This is a genomic window from Bordetella tumbae (assembly GCF_054780995.1).
In genome coordinates this window covers 49,481-69,020 of sequence record NZ_BAAGVG010000012.1, presented here as the reverse complement: position 1 = coordinate 69,020, position 19,540 = coordinate 49,481, and the positions used below count along the sequence as shown (strand labels likewise).

The window sequence follows — 19,540 nt, the reverse complement described above, 5'->3', positions numbered from 1 at the left end:
CAGTATGAAACTAGCCGAAACCTCGGAATTTTCCATCGACATCCATCCGATGTTTGAAACGGTCCGCATATTCGCGGGGTCGATTGGACTGAGGTGTCACCCAGAGACCGCATTCTCCCCCCAGATGAGCGTGTGGACGACAGCTGCGGAAAAGGACCCGTCGCCGCAAGACTGGCTCACGGATACGTTGAAGGACAATGGCCCTGTCGTCGAACGAACTGCAATCACCCTCTGCGGCATGGCCGGTGAAATAAGCAAGATCAAGGATCGTCTCAAGGATTACGAAACTGAAGAGGAACGAGACTGGTACCGGCTGCGTGCGCTGCTCGTTTCAGCCGACGGCGCCACGTGGTATCACGCAACCGCCATGGCCAGCGATATTGATCTTCCCCTCATCGAGACGGATTTCATTCGCTTGCTGGGCTCCATCCAGATCAAGCTGACAGGCGACGCCGCAAACACGGCGCGGGAAACCGCTGAGCTAGAAAAAGCGGCAATGTTTGACCGCATGAAAAAGAACATGGACGAACTGTCCGCCATCAACCGCACCCAGCAAAAAGCATTTGAACAGGCGGCAAAAGCCGCCCGCGCCAAAGCGCCTGTTGCCGATATAGAAATGCGTTTTGACAAAGCGGTAGCTGCTGCCGGCCTGACCGACAAACGCGACGCATTGCGCCAAATCGTGATGCCGACCCTTTCGCTGACCGAGGTTGATGTGGCCGTGCCCGGCGAGACGGGACGCAGCCGCATCGGCGGCGGGCCTGACTTACCGGCAAACATGGACTGGCCGCGCGATGCCAGCGGCTTTTACCTGAATTTTCTGGTGCAGATTGATTTGGCCGACCTGCCCGAGCGCCCGGAAAACCTGCCAGGGGCCGGACTGCTCTTCTTTTTCAGCGGCACGGATTGCAACGATTGGCTGGTGCACTATACGCCGCCAGGCACTGAACTCATGGCCCAAGCCCTGTCGGACGATGCCCGGAACTCAACGGAATCGGCATTTCGAATGGTGAATTGGGACAGCAACCGTAAACAATTCACCGCAAACGGGCTCTCCGTAGATGGATTGTCAGTCGACACGGACAAGAACGGGCGCATGACATTCAAGCGCGATGGCCTAGCGGTGAGGGTATTTGCCTCTGAATATGAGTTCAGCCGATCAGCACAGTTGTTACGGATCGAACACTCACTCAGCACGCCGTTTGGGCTCCCTGGCATCAATAATCCGCAAGTCTATGCGGAGTCAGGTATTGAAGACCCATCTGATTTTGCATTGGCGATCCAGGAAAACTTCCAGGTCGGCGATGGCCCACAACACCAGATGTTCGGCATCACCGGCGTGCGAGAACTATCCAGCCTCCAGGCATTGGCCGCTGATTATGCGGCAAAGCAAGGCTGGGCCGACATTGCGGCGCCCGATGCGTGGTTCATCCTGATCAAGCTTGCCTCGGGTGGCGAGGCTGATTTTTGTTTTTCCGATTACGGCGACTACGTCTTCATGATCCACCGCCAGGACGCCGCGAAGGGAGATTTTTCGCGAGCCTTTGCCTTCGTTGAATCAGGTTGAGGGGCTGACAGCCTCCGGCATTCTTCCTTTAACTACGCCCGATGCTCTTTCAGCCATTGACGCAGGGCGTCGTCCATCCGAGTTTGCCAGCCGCTACCTTCCGCACGAAACGCATCGACGACATCTGGCGACAGTCGAATGGTAATGCGCTCCTTCGTCGTAGTCGCCTTCGGTCGCCCCACCTTTTTCATCTGTTTCAAGTCGGCAGCAGTCAATTCATAAGTGTCGGAGTCAGCAGCAATTCCACGGTCGATAGCCTCGTCTTCTTCCGGTGTGGGAACGATAGTCCCAGGTTTAAGCTTCGGCATAAAGTCTTACCTCTCTAGAGTTTGCCTTGCGCAAACTGATGATTCGACGCCCATCGTCACGGTCAACATATATCGCGCAATACAAGCGCGCGCCGACGTAACCCAAGGCGATCATACGGCACTCACCATACTCACGGCGCGTATCTTCCCGCACCAATGCCTCGTCCCACTCGAACTCCCTCGCCTCAGACAATGACACACTGTGCTTGCGTTGGTTGCCTAGGTCCTTTGCGGGATCGAATGTGATTCGCACATATTTATTGTACATACATTAATGCCGCTGGTGCAGCGCTATCGACTCGTGGGCCGGCACTATCACTTGCGCGAGAGTCGCATCGATCTGGAATCGGTAGACGCATCTGGTTTACATCCCCGAGATACTATCCACGTCAAACCAAATATCTGGTTATTTATCCAGCAAAACGTCCAAACCAGACCAATCCTGCAAAGAGGATCAACGCCCTGTCCTCCCCGGCATCAGCGCACCTATTCCCATAGAGCCCCTACCGTTCGTCGAGCAAAATCACGAAACTCTGGGGGCGGCTGGTCAGATAACGCACCGCGAACGGTTGGCCCACGGTCGGATAGCGCACCTGATTTCGGGCCGGGTAAATATTGAAGTCAGAACTATCAAAGTGCGTTGCTATCTTCTGCCCATCGGCTTTTTGCAGCTCGACGGTATAACGCTCTACAGGCTGGTTGTTATAGATATTGCTGGTCTCCTCGCTGGAGACGATTACCGCCTGCCCCGGGACGCCGTAGTGATAGATCAATGGCGCGGTCAGGCTGGAGCCAAAAATAAGCACGGCTGGCGTGCCAAATGGGATGAAAAGCATCAACACCACCAGTACGGCGAGCAGCGCCTTGCTGGATTGAGGCACGTGCATCAGCCGGGCAATCAGCAATACAGCGGACACCAGAACGAGAATAAAAACGGGAAACGGCCATACCTCGTCCGTCATCCACACGAATAACGAAATCAGAGTCTCGGTCATAGCGAAGCATCCGTGATAGCCATCGCACCGCACCCGTGCGTATTCATCAAGGCGCACACACCAGCACTTTCAGCTGGCTGGGAACGATGCGGCATGAAAGCGGACAATTGATGAGGTTTGCCGGACCGATACTGGTTACCCGCGTACTCGGCGTCCCTCTCACGATAACCGTAAATGCGCCCGTGACATGCTGCTGCCGGGACATCACCGTTTGTGAAACCAAACCCAACCCAATACCCGGCGTATCACCCATCGTCAACGGACGGACGCTCATCAGGTTATGCCATGGCCCGCCACCGGCCAAGACATTGAACGCGATGGGGATAGTCAGCGGCCCTAATGCAATATTCGGATAGGGAATCGGGGGAATAGGAGTCTTGCATACATCCGGGAAACCCAGATCCATTCCGCCAAACTGTGCATTCGCAAACATGACGTTTTCCTTTGCGGGAGTTGACTGCTAGCCCACCAAAATTTGTTTGCCGTCAGCCTTCACCACGGTCTCGCCATTGATGAGCGTGGTATTACCGCTGAGCCGGGTGATGAACTCCGCGGCATAGTCCAGATTGATGGCTTTGACCATATCAGTGCCTGCCACGTACCGTGACGATTGGCCCACCGTTTCCGTGACCGACCGGTAATACGACTCTCGTTGGTCACCGCTATATTTGGATGTCGTCGCCACGACGTTGAGTTCTACGCTGGCCAGCATGTGGTAATGGCTCTTGACCGCCCAGGTTTTCGCATCCACGGCCCCTGAACCTGCCTCCAGGCTAAAGTCTTCCGTATTCATCGCGAGACGTTGGCTGCCCTGCAACGAGAGTTCGTCTGCGGATACGGTCAGCGCACCATCCACCTGCAAGGTCATGCTGCCGGCCGTGCGTTGTTCCAGCACGGCAATGATATATAGCCCGCCTGCAGCATCGCCCGATACCAGGACCTTGTCGCCCGGCGCGGGCAACAGCAGGCAACTCGCCGCGCGCTTGACCTCATATTGACGTCCGTGTTCGCGATTGCTGACAGTAAAAAGGGCATGGTCATGCGCCTCGACCAGAAACGCGCTATGAACATGCGTATCGGCATTGAGCGAATTCGCCCTCTTTTGCAGCAGCGGCTGCAACGGATCCGGCCGCCCCACCTGATTACCCGCCGCGCCGTCGAGACCGACCTGCACGTCGTTATCCGGTTGACGATGATTCATCATAATTTCACCCATTGTTCAGCACGCAATAATTCATGATCGGGCGGGAGAATGCCTTGCTTGGATCCATAACGAGTCCCGTCATCAATCACCGCATGATGTTTGCTGCGCATGAAATGCCCCCCACGAAAATCAGCATGACTGATATTGGCGTACGAGAAATCCGTGAATTCCATGCTGCAGTCAGAAAAATCCGCATACTGCAGATTGCAGCGGTTGAGTGCCGTCATCGTCATATTGGCGCCACGGAATACAGCACGCTCGCCGTTGGTGCCGGACAAATTAGCGCACTCTAGCTGCGCACCCGCAAAAACTGCCTGAGCCGCATTGGCGTCGATGATCAGGGCCTGGCGCATATCTGCACGATCGAATCGGCACTCCTGCAATCCACACCCCTTGAAGCAAGCCTGAGATAAATTCGCGTGCGAGAAATCGCTGCCCGCCATATCGCTGTCCGTAAACTGGCTTTGAATCAACTGCACGCCTTGAAAGCTATAGTTCTTCGCGACGCATTCCAGCGCAATCAGATTCGTGAAGGCGGTATTTTCCAAGGCCAGATACTTGAAATCAAAGTCCGTCAAAACGAGATGCGCAAAGGTCGAGTCCTTGAACCGCAGACTCACCTGATGGTTGCCGGTCACGACCAGCTTTTCTATGCGAGAGGCCTCTATGTTCAGATCCAGCATGGGCGAATTGGCCAGCGCCCCCTCGAGGTATTGGCACTCAGTGAATACACAGGCATCAAACGCGCATTCGACAAATTGATGTGCTCTGAAAGTCGTTTTCTCAAAAACGCAATTCACAAATCTGCAGCTCGTAAATACGCAATCTCTGAGCGTTGTTTCCGACCAGCGGATACCGGCGAACACGACGGTGTCCACGTGGCATGACCACCAGTCCATCCCGATAAATCTGTTGTGCTCAAAAATACACTTCCGGATTTCCGCACCGTGCCATTCGATCCCTTGCCAATGCAGGTCTTTCCATAGAAAACCCTCGATGGATTCTCCATCGTTCACTTTAGATAGAAACTGCTGCTGTACTACTGCTTGCTCCATGGTTTATTTACGCAACGGATAAATATTGGATCGTTCCATCAACATATCGCGCTGAACTGTGCCTGCATCGGCCTTGATCATCGCCAGCTCGGCACTGAAAAAAGACACGTGCAGCATCCGTGCTGCACGTAAATCGGCGGACTTCATTTGCGTCTCGCTAAAATCCGAATTGCTGATGTGTGCACCAGAAAAATCCGTCCGGATAAACAGACTCTGCTTAAAAAAGCTATCCGACAGACTGACGTCATGCATCCTCGTTTCTGAAAAATCGCATGTACTCAAGTCACTGGCCATGACCTTTGCGCGAGTGAGATCGAGTTTCCTGAAGCTCGATGCCGAAATAATCGAGTGGGAAATTTCCAGCTCGCCGATCGTGGTCGAGGGCGCAATATAGAGTTTGGACGCATTGCTTTCGATCATGTGAAACGCCCGCAACTTTTGCATCTCGACGAATGTCATCGAATCGATATGGCAAGCCTCCATGCGCAGCCCGTCGATCGATCCCTTGAGAAAGGTGTGCCTTAAAAAATGACAATGCGCAAAGACGACGCGCTCCAATCTGCCACGCACGACGGGGAAATTGACAAAGCGGCAGTGCTCAAAACGGCAGTCTTTCAGCCTGATCCTGAAATGCATCCACTCCTGCAGATCCGATCGAACAAAGCGACAGCCGTCAAACCGCGCCTTATCCGATTGCACACCAGACAATCGGCAATCGATAAACTGACACTCATTAAAGTGCGCCCGGCTCCAATCTACCGACGAAAAATCGCATCCAGTGAAAACGACGCGATCAAAATCACAGCATGCCATCTTCGCTTTGCTGAAATCACAATCAGAAATTCGGCTATCTCTGATGACCAGGCCACTCACATCCCAGCCCGAGTAAGACGCGCTGGTCGCGATAAATTCGTGCAATCCGTAGCCATCAAAACCCGCTGGCAGCGGCTCGGTATTGCGCTGATTCAGCCCAAAAATACGATACAAGGTCCTCGGATTGCCGGAATAATCGCGCTTTCCGGTCCGTGCACCGGGTGCTCTGGCCACGGTGTCCTCGAACTGTTCGAGCTGCTGTCGCCGCAGCTGTTGCAATTGAATCTGCGCGGCGCTGGCGGTCGTCGCCTGCGCGCCCCCGACCGCTTCGACCTGCTTCTGGGCCTCTTCCCTGAGCGACGCCAATAGCGCTTCCTGCTGCTCCTTCAAAAAGCGCCCGCGCGCCTCGATCATTGATTGAGGCACGTCATCGGAGGCTGGCTCGGGCCTTTTGCGCCCCTTGCGAAACCGCTCCTTGGCAGCCTTGAGCGTCATGGTTTGCCGCTGCCGGGTAAGCGCCTCTTCAATCATCTCGTCCTGCGCGATTTTTCCGTTTTGGCTTTTTTTCAACCAGGCGAGCTCTGCCTCCACCTCCAGCACCGCTGCGGATTTCTCTGACGTTGGCGCATCCTGCAGGACGTTGTTCGTCAGCTCTTTCTCCAGTTTCCTGAGCTTGTTGCGCAGCAGCGGAGAGAGCTCCACCTCGTCCAGCGAAGTCGCACGAATCCAGCGGGCGTCAACGAGCTGTTTATCCAGCAACGCATGAAATCCTCCCGTTTCAGGATGAGTACGCTTGTGGAAAATATCCTCGTAGTACGCCAATGTCTTGGGCGAATCGTGGTGTTCAACCGCATACACAATATGGCTGATGTCGCTGGCATCGTCCTCATTGATCTCCACGACGCCCTGATACACCAGAATCGTCTTCTCCAGATGCGGATAGGCCCAATAGGTCGTTAGATTCAGCGGCACGTCTTGCAGGAAACCGCTATTCGTTGCCATGTCTGCCTCTCGTTTGATAAACGCTTTGGCAGCCAGCGGCGGCACGGTCGTGACCAGCTTGTCCTTTTCCGGATGCAGATGGATGAACGTAATCTCGTCCCCAGCCTCAAGACGATTCAGTCGTTGGCCCGCCGGACTTTGATTGAAATAGCTCCAATCGATATCCCTGGCAAATCCAGGAAACTCGTGGATCCGCCACTGTTCGTCATAGGTCCCGAGCATCCGGTTCCTGCCAGGCGATTCGATGGCAATCGCCGAGTATCCCGCTGGGCGATAGTGCTGTCCTTCACGCACAACGGGGTTCGCAGGGTCTTCGATATTCGGCAGGAATCGGGCACGCAGGCCGTTGACGTCGGTTTCCAGATAGCCCTTGCCCAGCGGGTTTTCATCAAAGCCTGCGCCGCCGTAGGCATTGCGCCAACTGATAGGAATCCTGTCGAAAGGAAGCGCCCGGCTGGGCCGGCCATCCGACCAATAGCGCTCGCCGGTCACCCATAAATCTTTTCTGACATGGTTGACGCACACCGATACGGCCGTCCTGCCCTCGATCGCATAGGCACCGAAGCCATAGGCGTTCAAAATAATTTCCGGTGTGCGCTTGGGAATGCCCAGATCCAGAGCTTCAACACCGAAGTTCAGGATGGACTCTTCATTGAATATGCCCCACAGCCTTTGCTCAGTCTCCAGGAACAACTCAGAAGAAAAGTCGATCATCACATATGCGCTGACCGCCAGGTAGTTTTTGTTCAGATACCGATATGGGCGCGTCAGGCACGATAGTCGATTGGGCTTCAGGACTTTCATCAAACAACCAGGAGTAGCGCCTTGAGCAATACCTTGGGGCCACCCAGCTCGAATCTGGCAGGCTCATTTTGGCCGCGGAATGCGCAGTAATCCAATTTGAGCACTCCCAGATCCAGCTTTTTCACATAGTAGGTATTCTGCGACACGTTCACCTGATGTCTCGCCGCCGAAATGGACTGATGGAAAGCGCGGAATTGATATATCTCAACGAAGGCTTCGCCTTTCCATATGCCTTTTGTGAAATTCGATTTATGAGTATCTGTGACCGTGGGCGCATCCATGATCAACTGGTTTGTCTTGAGCGTGATCGTACTCGGCGACTTCACCATCATGTCGCCACCCGTCATGTTGATGGAATGATCCGCACCGCCTCGCTGAATATCCAGCGGCCCGGCATCCGAAAACAGCTTCATGCTGGTGGCCGTCGTGAATTCGCCCTTGCCGCCGGTGGCATCTATATAGACGTCCGTAGGGGCTTTCAGCGTGGCATTGTCCCCGATCAACTCCAACTGATGGTCCGGTCCGCCCTTTTGCAGCCAGACACTGTTGTCGCCAGTCGATTTGACGCGTATATAGTTATCTGCCTCGAATACGCCGTAGCCGCTGTCCGCTTTAATGTGGACATGACCCGAGGTCGAGGTCATGTCGATGTTCGATGTCGTCGTGTTCTTGTAATTGTGCTTGAAGATTTCTTCTCGATCACCACCGGTGACCGTCAGCTTGTCGTATCCCTCGATGGTCGTATCCCGATAGGACTTGACTAGGTTCTTTTGATACCCGACAACCGTATTGTCCTCATAATCACCGATCGTGGTGGTACGCGATTCACCTACGTCACGCGTCTCCAGGCCCTCGACGACCACGTGCAGATCTTTTTCCGAATGCAGCCGCACATACTCGCCGCCCAGCTTATTTTCGATATAAAAATAGCTTTCGTTGGCGGGAGTCCCATGATGGGAACGGCTGCTGAATCCCACAATAGTCGGTGACGGCGTAAATCCGCCCGCCGGCATCTGGCGATCGTTATAGACGCGCCCCGTCACCAAGGGACGGTCGGGATTGCCGCCGATAAAGTCCACCACCACCTCCTGGCCGACCCGCGGCGTGCTGACCGCCCCATAACCATTACCCGCCGAATCATTCGATACGCGCACCCAGCACGAGCTGTTTTCGTCGGGCTGGTTATACCGGTCCCAGCGAAAATGCAGTTTCACGCGCTGGTATTCGTCGGTATAGACCTCTGCCCCCGCCGGGCCCGTCACCACAGCTGTCTGAGGGCCTGTGGTTTTGGGAACGGACGTGATCACCGGCGCGCGGAACGGCAAGCTGGTCGGCTGAACCGTGAACTCGAATCGATACTCTCCGTCCTCGCTGCCAGAGTGATAACCCGCCTCGGTCAGAAAATACTCGACCGAGACAATGAGATATTCCTTGATGTCCACCTTGCGCGGGCTGCGCCGCAAGTTGAACGTATAGCCGGGCGCCAACCCACGCACATTGGCGCTGCCGCTGCTGCGCTCACTGGCCGAACGAGTTTCCTCGAGCCGGATCTTGACGTAGTGCTCGCCGTCCTGAATATCGGCGTATCCGCCCTGCCATTCATAGATCTCGCGATTGGCCTGCTCCACCGGATAGGCCTCTTTGAGACGGCTATGCAGGTTCAAACTGGATTTCTTGAAGTTGTAGTCATTGACGACGTACTCGACACCCCGCAGCTGTTCGCCACTGCTCCAGGCATGAATCGTCTGCTCGCTGGCCAGAACGTTCTTGTCTCGGGGAAAATAATCCAAGGCAGGATAATCCGGCAAAGGCTTGTGCTCGCCGATATCGTCGGTCAGCACCAGGATATGCTGATTTTTTTCGTGCTTGAAATAATAATAAATCCCTTCGTGCTCCATCAGCCGACTGACGAAATCGAAATCGCTTTCTTCGTATTGGACGCAATATTCGCGGGTCCGGTAACTGCCTTGCAGCTGTTTCTCGTAAACGTAGCCGGAATACGACCCGAGCACCTCGTCCAGTATTTCGACTACGCTTTTGTTCTGATAGATCTTGCAGTCGCGATTGCGCGTCAGGTACCACAGCCAAGGACTGACGGTAGCGCGATAACGTGCCAGGCGCCGACCGCCGGACTCCTGCCCGATATAGGCGAACCGGGTCACGTCGCCACTCAGATAACGCTTTGCGCCGCCCTCGGTTTCTATTTCCAGCGTCAGCGGCTTGCCCAATACCGAGGTGCCACTGATGGCCGTTGTTTTCGCCACGAGCTCTACTTCAAACTCATACAATTCGGACAGCGCTTCGCGCCCATGCATGCATTTGAATTCCAGTACCGCGCCCAGGGCGGTCTCTGCGACAACGACTCTATTCATGATCCCAACTCGATCCAAGTGTTAGATGAGTGCGGATAACCCTGATCCGACTATGACATTTTCGGGACCATGCTAGATTTTCGAGATGCCAGTTGTATGACAGTTAATAAAGATTACATTTGAAGCATCTCTGTTGAAAATGCTCACTCGCCATTCACTGGCGCAGTCCTGTCACTGAACCGATGGGCCTGAAGCTGCCCCACCGGACCTCATCGCCGATGCAGCCCCCAGAGTCTTTGCCGGCAAAAACTGTATCCCTGTCCGTTTGACCAATTCGTCGTACGTGATAGGTGGACCAGCCTTGGTGCTGGCGCTATTGGCCTGCCAATATGCCCATGACCGCCCCGTCGTCGCGTCGTAGACGAGCTTGTAGAGATAGGTGGGCACGGCGACCCCGGTGCCGATGGCTTTGGGATTTTCGGTATAAACCGGCCCGGTGAATAGGTAAACGTCGCCCGACGCCCTCATCACATATTTTCTCGTGTCCTGCTCAATACGGCTCCAGGGACCGGCATTGTGCGTCTGGTCCTGCGGCACCATATTGGCCAACGAGAAACTCTGCGCCATGGTCTGCGAGCTATACATATCCGCAGCAGGCGCCATATGGCCGCGCGAATAGCCCGAGCCCTTGTAGTCGTCCAGATCAGCCCGCTCGGCCTGAGGCAAGCGCGCTTCACTATAGAACTTGTCGGTCCGTTGCAAGCCTTGGGCCTGCGTCAACAACTGGCGATTCAAGCGCTCAGCGACAAAAACCGGCGTCTTGGTCTGGCCGCTATGCAAGACGGCAAATCCGGAAAAACACAGCTCACGCAACCCTTGTGTTGCCGGGACGATGGGCGAATGCTGGCCAGGGAAAAACTGCGGGCACGCAAAAAATTGAGTTTGAACCGATGGGCCGCTCAGTTTGACGGCGGGTGCAGTCTGGGCAGATGCCCCCTGCCCGGCGCCTTGCGTCAGCCGCCCCCATTGCCAGCCCAGATGAGCCAGGATTTCTTTTGCCGATGCGGGCAACTGCCATTGACTCGGCAATTGCCACTGAGACGGCATGTCCCATTGCGGATTCAGGACATACGTGCCGGCACTGAAACCCGCTATCCCGGCAACGACGAACGCCCGCGTAAATCGCATCAAGCGATTGGCCGGCCTGGATGGACTCTTGGAAGTTGAACGTTTCTTTTTCGGGGCTGATTTCTTGGCGCGGGTCATACTACTTTATGAGGCTGCGGGCCGGCGCATCTCTATCGCCGGCACAGCGCCCAATTGTAGATGACGTATGATTCGGCCCGTACCAGCAAAAAAGGAATAATACGCATGCGTACCGTATTCATACTGATCGGGATAGCCGTGGTCGCTTTCTTTCTGGTCAAGGGCATTAAAGCCTATCTTGCCGAACGCAACGGCAACCGTCTCAAATAATCGGAGAAGAGCCTCATGGCAACCAAGCAGCAAATGGAGAACGCCGCACAACAGGCGCGCGGGGCAGTGAAGTGGGGATTCCTGGGCATCGTGATCTTTGCGATCATTTTGACGCTCGTTTTCGGGTCATGGTTCCAGGTGGACCAGGGTGATCGCGGCGTGGTGCTGCGCAACGGCAAAATCGTGGCGGTGGCCGAGCCTGGCCTGGGTTTCAAAATACCAGTCATCGACGCGGTGCATCCGATTTCCGTGCGGGACCACACCATTACCTTTGGCGGCCAGCATTCGGCGCCGCTGGAGGCCTACAGCTATGACCAGCAACCGGCCACGCTGCGCGTGTCTATCACCTATCAGGTGCCGCCCACCAAGGTCGCTGAACTGTATTCCGAATATCAAACCCTCGAAAATGTGGAACAGCGCGTGATCGAGCGCCGCACCTTCGACGTGATCAAGAACGTCTTTGGTAAATACACCGCAGCCAGTGCGATCCAACAGCGCGAAAAAATGGGCATGGATGCCAACACCGCCATGCGCGCGGCGCTGCAGGATGTGCCCATCAACGTCGTGAGCGTACAAATCGAAGAAGTCGGCTTCTCAAAGGCCTACGAAGACAGCATCGAAAAACGCATGCTGGCCCAGGTGCAGATCGAAACGACCCGCCAGCAGAAGCAGACCGCGGAAATCCAGGCTGAAATCCAGGTCGTCCAGGCAGAGGCTGCCGCCCGCGCGCGCGTTGCTGCCTACAAAGCCGAGGCCGACGGAATCAAACTGCGCGGCGATGCCGAAGCAGCAGCCATTGAAGCCAAGGCCCGCGCCTTGGCCACCAACACTAATCTCGTGAATTTGAACGCGGTCGAAAAATGGGACGGCAAACTCCCGGAAACGCAGGTGCCAGGGTCCGCCCTGCCGTTCATCGGGATCAAGTAACCGCCATATCGCAGGCAGCTGCTGACATTTCCCCCACGTCAGCGGCTGGATTCTGGAGCGCACGGCACGTAAACTTGCGAAGTATGACGACTCGGCTAGACCTCTACTCGCTGCAGGTCTTCTTGGCAGTACTCGAAGAAGGCAGCATCGCTGCTGCCGCCGTGCGCGAACATATCGCCCCCTCGGCACTGTCAAAGCGCCTGTCTGAACTGGAACGCACGCTAGACGTCATCCTGTTCCAACGCCATGCCCGCGGTGTCGAACCTACCAGCGCCGCCCGCGCCCTGGCCCGGCGTGCCCGTGCATTGCTGCATCAAACGCAAGACCTGGCTGCCGAGATACAGGATTATTCCACCGGCCTGCGCGGCCGTGTTCGGGTGGCGGCCAACCTATCGTCAATCGCACAATTTCTGCCTATGGAGCTGCGGCGCTTCATGGACCAGCACCCTCATGTGCAGATAGACCTGGAAGAATCCGTCAGCGCGGGCGTCACGCGAGCGGTCGTCGACAATGCCGCCGACATAGGCGTGTATACGCAATCCGACGATGAAGAGGGCCTGGACATTTATCCCTATCATCGTGATGTGATGGCTGTGGTGGTCCCACGCAGCCACGTGTTGGCACGTCGCAAGTCCGTTGCTTTCTCGGAAACCCTGAACTTCGACCACGTCGGTATGCACCGGGGCAGCGCTGCAAACTACCTATTTACCCGGGAAGCTGCGGCGATTAATCGAACGTTACGCTTACGTTTCCAGGTCACGTCCTACGATGCCCTGGTCGCCATGGTACGAGCGAATCTGGGACTGGGCATTGTGCCGGTGAAGGCCTTGTCCATCCACGCGGCCGAGGACCTGCGCATCATTCCGCTCAAAGACAGCTGGGCCCAACGCCAGTTGAAACTATGCGTGCGCAGCAACGAAACACTGTCGGGCGCGGCACGGCTACTACTGGACCACCTGATATTGCAGGCGGCTTCCCGAGTGGATTGAGAGCCAAAAACTCGCCGCCAGCCGCGTCAAAAAACCACGCGCCGCCAATCCCGGAACCGGCCCCAGCCGTAGAAAGCTCTCCGCGAATGTGGCACGGCTACTCGCTACGCGCACATCGCACATCAGCGCGAGGTCGCAGCCAGCGCCCACGGCGGCCCCGTTCACTGCCGCAATGGACGGCACCTGTAATGCTTCCAGGGCGAGAGTAATCCGGTGCAGCGTTGATTTCAGTCTGGCCCGCACCTGCGTCGCCGAGCCCTGCATCAAGTCTGATCCGTGCTCCATGTCCTTTACGTTGCCGTCCGTGCAGAAATGATCGCCATCGGATTCAAGTATCCAGGCCACCCATTAGCACATACTTGACTTCGACATACTCCTCGATTCCATAGAAGCTGCCCTCGCGCCCGTAGCCAGATTGTTTGACGCCCCCAAACGGCACGGACGCCGTGCCTACCGATCCGGAATTCAGGATCACCATGCCCGCCTGGATATCGCGGGACAGGCGGAACGCGCGTCCGACATCCCGCGTATAGGCATAGGCAACCAAGCCGTATTCGGTATTGTTGGCCCTATCGACCACTTCATCCTCGTGGCGAAAGCGGTAAATCGAAAAAACGGGGCCGAAAATTTCGGTCTTGGCAATCTGCATATCGTCGTTGAGTTCAGCCAGAACAGTGGGCTCGAAAAACAGCCCGCCCTGGGCGTGCGGTTTGCCCCCCCACAGCACTGACGCGCCCTGCTGTTTGGCGCCTTCGATCAATTGCAGCACTTTGTCCAAACCCGCCTGGTTAATGAGCGGCCCCACGACAAAGGCTTGCTGCATTCCATGACCCACGCGGACTTCTGCGACCTTTTCGACCAGCGCGGCCACGAATCGGTCGTATATGCCTTCTTGCACATAGACGCGATTGGGTGAAATACACACCTGCCCTGAATTTCGCAGCTTGGCGGCCAGCAAGCCTGCCAGAGCTTGATCAAGGTCAGCGTCGTCAAAGACAATGAACGGCGCGTTCCCCCCCAGCTCAAGCGTCATTTTCTTGAGCGCCCGCCCACTGGCGGCGGCCAGCAGCTTGCCCACCGCAGTCGAGCCAGTGAAAGAGATTTTTCGAATGCGCTCGTCCTGCGTAAACAGCTCTCCGATGACCTGCGGAGAGCCCGTCACCATCTCGAAGACCCCTTCGGGGATACCCGCTCTACGCGCGTATTCCAACAGCTTGTATGCCGTCAGCGGCGTTTCTTCAGACGGTTTGATCACCATCGTGCAGCCCGCTGCCAACGCCGTCGCCACTTTGCGCGTGATCATCATGAAGGGAAAATTCCAAGGCGTGATGGCCGCGGTTGGACCGGCGGGTTCTTTCGTGACCAAGACCATGGCATTACCGGCGTGCGATGGAATGGTATCTCCATACACCCGTTTGGCCTCCTCGGCATACCACTCGATAAATCCGAGTCCGTATTCGATTTCACCCAGCGCTTCGGCTAGGCACTTGCCATTTTCGCTGACCATGATTTCAGCGAAGACTTGCTTGTCGGCGCTAACCAGGTCGAACCAGCGGCGCAGCATGTCGCCGCGTTCCTTTGCCAGTTTGCGTGACCACGCGGGAAAGGCATCGCAGGTACGGTCTATCGCCGCCCTCACCTCGATCGCGTCCATGTCAGGGGCTTGCCCGACGATTGAACCGTCGGCAGGATTAATTACGTTGATCATGATGTTTTGCAGCTCCGATTGATCGCCATAACGCCGGCCATGCGAAAATATGGCTCGGTCGGTGCCTTGAATAATAGTTATTGATGGATCGATAAAACATGGCATACAGTCTCATATCTTTGCCTGATTCTATGATTACAGATAACATAGCGTTATCCTGAGATGTCAGGCGTTTATTGATAGAGGGTCTGCTATGGGGACGGCCAGCGGCGGCGCAGCGGGCAGCATGCACGCGTTGAGAACACGAATGGTGTCAATGCTGGCACGGATGGCTCCTAACGAGGGATACAACCTGACTGCGCTGTCTGACGTCAGGTTCTTGCGCTCCAACCGTCCTTTGTCCGCCGTCCCCGTGCTCTACGATCCCGGCATCGTATTCGTGTGCCAGGGCAGAAAGCTCGGGTACTTTGGCGACCGGGTTTATCTATACGATGACCAGCACTACCTGGCGGTGTCAGTGCCCGTGCCGTTCACCATGGAGACCGACGCCAGCGCCGAAGAACCGCTGCTCGCGATTTACATGCATCTGGACTTCAAGTTGGCCGCGGATTTGATGTTGCAGATCGATCAGCATGGTGGTGCAGAGCCCGCCCAACCGCGGGGCTTGATATCCACGCCGATGGACTTCCGGCTAGGAGAATCTCTCGTGCGTTTCCTGCACGCCATGAGCCATCCGCTCGAGGCCCGCATACTCGGACCGGCGCTAGTTCGGGAAATCTATTTCCATGTGCTCACGGGAGAACAAGGAGCGTCGATGCGATCGGCGCTGTCCATGCACGGACAGTTCGGCAAGATTGCCCGTGCGCTGCGCCGCATTCATGCCTCGTTCAATGCCGATTTCAGTGTCGAGCAACTGGCACGGGAAGCGGGAATGAGCGTGCCCACATTCCATACGCACTTCAAAGCCGTAACGCAGACGTCTCCAGTGCAGTACGTGAAGTCGATACGCCTACACCAGGCACGCTTGCAGATGGTGCGCAACGGCATGACGGCCGCGGCGGCGAGTGCCGACGTCGGCTATGATAGCCCTTCGCAATTCAGCCGCGAGTTCAAGCGCCTGTTCGGACGCAGCCCGGTCGAAGAGGTCAAGCGCATGAAGGCGGAGTTTGCCGTGCCGCCTGCACACTCGGCTGCTGTCTATGTGTCTTCGCATTGAGGGGTTTACTGGCTACCTGCAGGAGGCTCTGAAGCAACGACGGGTTCCACTTTTGCTGCATCAGCCATCGCGTTTGACGATGCCCCGTCGAATATTCACGAATTGTCGCATCGGCGCTGATCTCCGAACATAAAAACAAACATCAGCACGCCGGGTTCGACCGCTGCGAGCCTGGCCATCAGGAGACAGACACCGTGACGCTTCCAGATCGAGTCGAGATCGTGGAGGTAGGCCTGCGCGACGGATTGCAGATCGAATCCGAGTTTGTGCCTACCGACACAAAAGTCGACATTCTCAATGCCTTGATAGATGCCGGCGTGCGGCATTTCGAGGCCACATCCTTTGTGTCTCCGCGCGCCGTCCCACAGATGCGCGATGCGGTCGACGTACTTGCAGGGGTGCGCAAAAAGCCGGGGGTGGTACTGAGCGCCTTGGCCCCCAACCGCAAAGGCGTCGAGCGTGCGCTGGAATCCCAGGCAGACGAAGTGGTGGTGTTTTTGTCGGCCACGGAAAGCCACAACCTGAAAAACCTGAACCGCCCCATCGAGCAATCGCTACGCGATATCGAAGAGATCGCCGAATTGCTCAAGGACAAACCCTTGCAACGCAAGGGCGCCATCGCCGTGGCCTTTGGCTGTCCTTTCGAAGGCGATGTGGACCTGGGCGTGGTCAAGACCATCTTTAACCGCTTCGTAGAGCTGGGATTCAACGCGGTAACGCTGGGCGATACCACCGGCATGGCGACACCGAAGCTGGTACGGCAGACGGTAGAGGCCCTGCTCGCCGAAGCCCCCGACATGAAAATATCCCTGCACTTTCACAACACGCGAGGCATAGGCCTAGTCAACGTCGTCGAAGGCCTGCGGGCAGGCATCACGTCCTATGAGTCCTCATTGGCCGGCCTCGGCGGATGCCCGTTCGCGCCCGGCGCCACAGGCAATATCTGTACCGAGGACCTGGTCTATTTGCTGGACGAAATGGGCATCGACAGCGGCATTGACCTGCAGGCGTTGATCCGCATTGCACAGCGCCTGGAAACCGTGGTGGGAAGGCGTCTGCCCGGGCAACTGATGAAGGCAGGCCCCCGCCTCAATTTGCATGACGTGCATGCCGCCACTGCCGCCGTGGGTTAACGCCGAGGAGCTCCGATGAACGATACGACCCGTCTATCGCCTGCCGCACTGCCGATCTCAGCGATACGTGAAACTGCCGTCAACCTCAACCGTCCGGAATGCGTGCTTTGTACCGCCACGGGAGATCTCTATGTATCGGATAAGGCTGGCGGCATTCGGCACATCCAGTCCAATGGCGACGCGCGCCTGATCGGCGCCCAGCCAGGCCTCATTCCCAATGGATTTGCGCTGATGCGCGACGGATCCTTTACCGTCGCCAATCTAGCCGATAACGGCGGCGTATGGCGCATCACCCGCAATGGGCAGGCCGCGCCGCATATCCAGGAGATCGATGGCATCGCCCTGCCCAGTGTGAATTTTGTCTGGCTGGATGACGCCGAACGGCTATGGATCTGTGTCAGCACCGTACGCAAAGGCGATCATCAGTTCCGCCGTGATATTGCCGATGGATTCATCGCCGTACAGGACCAGCAAGGCGTGCGCGTCGTCGCACAGGACATACACTGGACCAATGAGTGCCGTACGGATCCCACGGGACAGTTCCTCTACGTGAACGAGACCTTTGGCCGCCGCCTGCTGCGCTTTCGCATCGGGGCGCATGGCACCCTGAGTGAGCGCACCGTCATTACCGAATTTGGCAAAGGCACCTATCCGGATGGCATGGCGGTAGACGAAGAAGGCCATATCTGGGTCATCAGTGTTGTGTCCAACCGCGTCATCCGCGTCAGTCCCGACGGCCAGCAGCAACTGATCATCGAAGACCTCGATGCCGCACATATCGACAAACTGGAAACCGAATACCTGGCAAATCGCCTGAGCCGTCCCCTGGTGTACGACAACCACAGCGTAAAGCTGCAGAACATCACCAGCCTGGCCTTTGGCGGGTCCGATAGAAAAACGGCGTATATGGGCTGCATCAACGGCACCTCGTTGGCGGTATTCGACGCCCCCGTCGCTGGCCTGAAACCCGTGCACTGGAACTGGTAAAGATCGGCGCGATGTTCATCGCGCATCACAAAGGCAATACGTCCGTAGACGACGAGCCCCCAGGGAGGAGACATCATGAAGCAGCAACGGCTTATGCAGGCCTGCAGACAAAAAATATTCTTGACCGTATCGGTAGCCGCTGCGCTCGTCGCCGGCACATTAGGTTTCGCAAACGACGTGCAGGCGCGCGAGATGAAAATCGCCACCATCGCCGCATCGAACAGCCCTTGGGACCATGCGATGCGCGCCTTCGCTGACGAGGCGGCCAAACAATCGCAAGACGACCTAAAGGTGCATGTCTACACCGATGGACAACTGGGGGATATCAGCAAGATCCTCTCGTCCATGCAGTTGGGCACCTTGGACATGGGATATTTTGGCCTGGGTTCAGTGGTCTTTCTACGCGGCGCGCAGCCCCTGAACATCCTGTACGCGCCCTACTTATTCAAAAGCGGCGAGCAAGCCGAACGTATCGTCAACAGCGACGAATTCCAGAAACTCTTCGACGAGGTCGCCAAGAAGTCCGGCGTCCGGGTATTCGCCGCCTTTGGCATCCGTTCCCCTCGCGCGCTGCAAACCGTCTCACGCGCGATCAACAAACCGGAAGACGTGAAAGGCTTGAAACTGCGTATTCCGTCCATTCCGATCCTGAAAACCACGTTCGAAACACTAGGCGCACAAGTTGTGCCTCTGGGCATGACGGAAATCTACACGGCCCTGGGCAGAGGCATGATCGACGGACAAGACAATGGTTTTGATCTGTCTATCCCCTTGCGCTTTCACGAAGAAGCCAAGTACTGGGCAGCGACAGACCACGCCTATGAGCTCACAGGCTGGTTCATTTCCGAACGTACCTGGCAGGGCCTGAGCGACAAGGAGCGTGCTGCGCTGGTCGCCGCCGCCAAGGCCGGCGGCCAGGTCGCGACGAAACTGGATAAAGAACTGGACGACAACGCCGTCAAACTGCTGAAAGATGCTGGCGTGACCTATACGCAACCCGACAAAGCCGCGTTCCAGGCCGCGCTGGCGAACGTCTATAAACAGTACGAAGGCAAAGATTGGCCTGAAGGCATGGTCGAACGCATTCAGAAAATGCAGGAGTAG

At 56.5% G+C, this 19,540-nt stretch carries 18 protein-coding genes; 7 read left to right on the top strand and 11 right to left on the bottom strand.

Annotated elements, in window-relative coordinates; genetic code table 11:
* The first annotated feature begins 4 nt into the window (after positions 1–4).
* Positions 5–1,567, top strand: coding sequence for a DUF1963 domain-containing protein (locus ACYVI2_RS10920; RefSeq protein ID WP_415819973.1), 1,563 nt, complete (start codon positions 5–7; stop codon positions 1,565–1,567).
* A gap of 32 nt (positions 1,568–1,599) precedes the next feature.
* Here ACYVI2_RS10920 and ACYVI2_RS10915 read toward each other — a convergent pair whose 3' ends face one another.
* The 9 genes from ACYVI2_RS10915 to ACYVI2_RS10875 form a co-directional block, all read right to left on the bottom strand.
* Complete coding sequence (locus tag ACYVI2_RS10915; RefSeq protein WP_415819974.1) at positions 1,600–1,875, bottom strand: BrnA antitoxin family protein; 276 nt, start codon at positions 1,873–1,875, stop codon at positions 1,600–1,602.
* The gene (locus tag ACYVI2_RS10910) at positions 1,862–2,143 is read right to left on the bottom strand and encodes a BrnT family toxin (RefSeq protein ID WP_415819975.1); all 282 of its coding nucleotides are present in this window, start codon (positions 2,141–2,143) and stop codon (positions 1,862–1,864) included. The genes ACYVI2_RS10915 and ACYVI2_RS10910 overlap by 14 nt, the downstream gene beginning before the upstream one ends.
* A 235-nt stretch (positions 2,144–2,378) precedes the next feature.
* The gene (locus tag ACYVI2_RS10905) at positions 2,379–2,870 is read right to left on the bottom strand and encodes a DUF3592 domain-containing protein (protein ID WP_415819976.1); all 492 of its coding nucleotides are present in this window, start codon (positions 2,868–2,870) and stop codon (positions 2,379–2,381) included.
* A 46-nt stretch (positions 2,871–2,916) separates the two neighbouring features.
* Complete coding sequence (locus ACYVI2_RS10900; protein WP_094838170.1) at positions 2,917–3,303, bottom strand: DUF4150 domain-containing protein; 387 nt, start codon at positions 3,301–3,303, stop codon at positions 2,917–2,919.
* 27 nt (positions 3,304–3,330) lie between these two features.
* Positions 3,331–4,074 (bottom strand): DUF3540 domain-containing protein, encoded by a 744-nt coding sequence (locus ACYVI2_RS10895; RefSeq protein ID WP_415819977.1) that lies wholly within the window; start codon positions 4,072–4,074, stop codon positions 3,331–3,333.
* Positions 4,071–4,757, bottom strand: a complete 687-nt coding sequence (locus ACYVI2_RS10890; RefSeq protein ID WP_415819978.1) for a pentapeptide repeat-containing protein — start codon at positions 4,755–4,757, stop codon at positions 4,071–4,073. Before ACYVI2_RS10890 ends, ACYVI2_RS10895 begins: the two co-directional genes overlap by 4 nt.
* 375 nt (positions 4,758–5,132) lie before the next feature.
* On the bottom strand, positions 5,133–7,658 hold the full coding sequence (locus tag ACYVI2_RS10885) for a DUF2169 family type VI secretion system accessory protein (RefSeq protein WP_415820022.1): 2,526 nt from the start codon (positions 7,656–7,658) through the stop codon (positions 5,133–5,135).
* An 89-nt stretch (positions 7,659–7,747) separates the two neighbouring features.
* Entirely contained in the window at positions 7,748–10,120 is a 2,373-nt protein-coding gene (locus tag ACYVI2_RS10880; protein ID WP_415819979.1) for a type VI secretion system Vgr family protein, read from the bottom strand.
* A 171-nt stretch (positions 10,121–10,291) separates the two neighbouring features.
* Positions 10,292–11,326 (bottom strand): DNA/RNA non-specific endonuclease, encoded by a 1,035-nt coding sequence (locus tag ACYVI2_RS10875; RefSeq protein ID WP_415819980.1) that lies wholly within the window; start codon positions 11,324–11,326, stop codon positions 10,292–10,294.
* Between the two features lie 243 nt (positions 11,327–11,569).
* On the opposite strand from ACYVI2_RS10875, the gene ACYVI2_RS10870 reads away from it, so the two are divergent.
* Both ACYVI2_RS10870 and ACYVI2_RS10865 read left to right on the top strand, forming a co-directional pair.
* Positions 11,570–12,463 carry a prohibitin family protein gene (locus ACYVI2_RS10870; protein ID WP_415820023.1) on the top strand — a complete coding sequence of 298 codons (894 nt, stop codon included), beginning with the start codon at positions 11,570–11,572 and terminating at the stop codon, positions 12,461–12,463.
* An 83-nt stretch (positions 12,464–12,546) separates the two neighbouring features.
* The gene (locus tag ACYVI2_RS10865) at positions 12,547–13,452 is read left to right on the top strand and encodes a LysR family transcriptional regulator (RefSeq protein ID WP_415819981.1); all 906 of its coding nucleotides are present in this window, start codon (positions 12,547–12,549) and stop codon (positions 13,450–13,452) included.
* On the opposite strand, the gene ACYVI2_RS10860 is transcribed toward ACYVI2_RS10865, so the two are convergent.
* Complete coding sequence (locus tag ACYVI2_RS10860) at positions 13,408–13,797, bottom strand: enoyl-CoA hydratase-related protein (protein ID WP_415819982.1); 390 nt, start codon at positions 13,795–13,797, stop codon at positions 13,408–13,410. The two genes, ACYVI2_RS10865 and ACYVI2_RS10860, sit on opposite strands and share 45 nt — an antisense overlap.
* Complete coding sequence (locus tag ACYVI2_RS10855) at positions 13,781–15,160, bottom strand: NAD-dependent succinate-semialdehyde dehydrogenase (protein WP_415819983.1); 1,380 nt, start codon at positions 15,158–15,160, stop codon at positions 13,781–13,783. Before ACYVI2_RS10855 ends, ACYVI2_RS10860 begins: the two co-directional genes overlap by 17 nt.
* A gap of 247 nt (positions 15,161–15,407) precedes the next feature.
* On the opposite strand from ACYVI2_RS10855, the gene ACYVI2_RS10850 reads away from it, so the two are divergent.
* The 4 genes from ACYVI2_RS10850 (at position 15,408) to ACYVI2_RS10835 (ending at position 19,540) form a co-directional block, all read left to right on the top strand.
* The gene (locus ACYVI2_RS10850; protein WP_415819984.1) at positions 15,408–16,316 is read left to right on the top strand and encodes an AraC family transcriptional regulator; all 909 of its coding nucleotides are present in this window, start codon (positions 15,408–15,410) and stop codon (positions 16,314–16,316) included.
* Between the two features lie 194 nt (positions 16,317–16,510).
* A complete protein-coding gene (locus ACYVI2_RS10845; RefSeq protein WP_415819985.1) occupies positions 16,511–17,449 on the top strand; it encodes a hydroxymethylglutaryl-CoA lyase in 939 nt (312 codons plus the stop codon).
* A 15-nt stretch (positions 17,450–17,464) separates the two neighbouring features.
* Positions 17,465–18,436 (top strand): SMP-30/gluconolactonase/LRE family protein, encoded by a 972-nt coding sequence (locus ACYVI2_RS10840; RefSeq protein WP_415819986.1) that lies wholly within the window; start codon positions 17,465–17,467, stop codon positions 18,434–18,436.
* A 75-nt stretch (positions 18,437–18,511) separates the two neighbouring features.
* The gene (locus ACYVI2_RS10835) at positions 18,512–19,540 is read left to right on the top strand and encodes a TRAP transporter substrate-binding protein (RefSeq protein ID WP_415819987.1); all 1,029 of its coding nucleotides are present in this window, start codon (positions 18,512–18,514) and stop codon (positions 19,538–19,540) included.